Here is a 1,876-nt window from a genome sequence, read left to right as displayed (position 1 = left end):
GTCCAGCCGCGCGCCGTCGAAGACGCCGACCTTGTCGCCCAGCACGCGGATCGTGCCGCCGACCCCGCCGCCTCCGGCGCGCTGGCGTCGAGTCGCCCCTCGACCCGCGCGACGCCGGTGGCCGGGTCGGCGATCAACTCGATCACGCCGCGGTCCTGGCGCACCGTCCTGGCCTGCACGACGCCCGACGCGTTGACGACCGACTCGGCCAGCCCGTCCAGCCCCTTGGCGGTGAGCACGACATGGCCCCCCATCGGCGACGATCAGCCCGCCGTTGGCGGCCAGCGCCCTGGGCCGCGCCGCGGCTGATGGTGTAGCCCCAGCGGCCGGCCATCGGCCAGCGTCAGCGAGACCGCGGACGCGCCCGCGAGCAGCACGCTGCCGCCGTCCGCGTTCAGCGTGCCCGCGTTCTCGACCTTGGCGGCGATCAGCGCCAGCTTGCCGCCGGCGCCCGCCTGGATCGTGCCGCGGTTGACGACGCTCGCGGCGCTGTCGCCGGAGAACGCATGACGCCCGGCCTCGAAGTCCGCGTTGCTCAGCTGCAGCGTGCTGGCGACCAGGCTGCCGACGTCGACCCGCGCGCCGCGGCCGAACAGCACGCCGTTCGGATTGAGCAGGAACACGGTGCCGTTGGCGCTGAGCTCGCCCAGGATGCTGCTGGGTTCACGACCGGTGACGCGGTTCAGCGCGATCGCGCCGGGGCCGGGCTGGATGAAGCGGACCGATTCGCCGGCGGCGATGCCGAAGCTGGTCCAGTCGATCGCCAGCCGGGGCGATTGCTGCGTGATGGTGGTGGTGCCGTTGCCCTGGACGATGCGGCCGTTGCCCGCGGTCACCTGGCCGCCGCCCGGCGCGGCCGCCGCGGACGGCGCCAGGGCCGCGCCCGCCAGCAGGATCGCCGCGGCGCAGGCCACCGGCAACGGGGCTGGCAGCGGAGCCGGCGGGGCACTTCGATGCGGAACGCGCGGAACGTGCTTGTTCATGGGCGGGCCTGCAGACGTGACGTCGCATTCTTACGCAAGTGCGGCGGAATCAGCCATCCAGGGCCTGCCGCACCAGGTCCGCCTGCTGCTCGCGGTGCAACACGGCCGACGCGGTCGCCCCCGCCGCGGAGGGCGCCCGCGAGACCTCGCGCAGCGTCACGCCGGCCGGCAGCAGCGCCGACAACTCGTCGCGCACGAAATGCCACGCGCCTTGGTGCCGGGTTTCCTCCTGCGCCCAGACCGCGATCTCCAGGCCCGGATAACGCCGCAGCACGGCGCCCAGTTCATCGCTCGGGAACGGGTAGAGCCGCTCGACGCGCACCAGCGCGATCTCGGCCGCCCGCTCGGGGGCGTACACCGACATCGCGTCCCGTCCGTCGCGCAACTCGTAATGCAGCTTGCCGCTGCACAGCACGACGCGCCGCACGACGGCCGGATCGGCCGCGACCTCGTCCAGCACGGGCTCGAAGCGACCGTCGGCGAGCATCCGGACCGGCGTCTGGCTGCGCGCGTCGCTCATCAAACGGGTCTTGGGCGTGAGCACGATCAGCGGCTTGCGCCGCGGCGTCATCGCCTGGTCCAGCAGCAGGTGCGCGTACTGGGCCGAGGTCGACGGGCAGGCGACGCGCAGGTTGTCCGCGCCGCACAGCTGCAGCATGCGGCCCAGGAAGGCGTTGGACTGCTCCGGCCCCGCGCCCTCGTGCCCATGCGGCAGCAGCAGCGTGAGGCCGCTGGGCAGGCCCCATTTCTCCTCGCCGCAGCTGATGTAGTGGTCCAGGAAGATCTGCGCCCCGTTGACGAAGTCGCCGAACTGCGCTTCCCACACGGTCAGCGTGTCGCGGGCCTGCACGCTGTGGCCGTACTCGAAGCCGAGCACCGCCTCCTCGGACAGC

At 73.2% G+C, this 1,876-nt stretch carries 2 protein-coding genes and 1 pseudogene; all 3 read right to left on the bottom strand.

All coding sequences use genetic code 11. The features are described 5' to 3' along the window. A partial coding sequence (locus tag FUT87_RS31090) for a hypothetical protein (protein ID WP_255511996.1) occupies nucleotides 1-254 on the bottom strand: 254 nt, incomplete at its 3' end. A gap of 9 nt (nucleotides 255-263) precedes the next feature. Continuing rightward, nucleotides 264-983, bottom strand: a complete 720-nt coding sequence (locus FUT87_RS23785) for a filamentous hemagglutinin N-terminal domain-containing protein (RefSeq protein WP_255511995.1) — start codon at nucleotides 981-983, stop codon at nucleotides 264-266. 49 nt (nucleotides 984-1,032) lie between these two features. After that, nucleotides 1,033-1,876: pseudogene (locus tag FUT87_RS23780) on the bottom strand (2-oxoglutarate dehydrogenase E1 component); the annotation flags it as partial.

The organism is Mitsuaria sp. TWR114, assembly GCF_007997345.1.
The sequence above is the reverse complement of the archived record's forward strand: the minus strand, read 5'-3'. Positions and strand labels throughout refer to the sequence as shown.

What these genes read in the sequence shown, in the direction of transcription:
- FUT87_RS23785 (WP_255511995.1), bottom strand. Translation starts at nt 983, where the DNA reads ATGAACAAGCACGTTCCGCGCGTTCCGCATCGAAGTGCCCCGCCGGCT.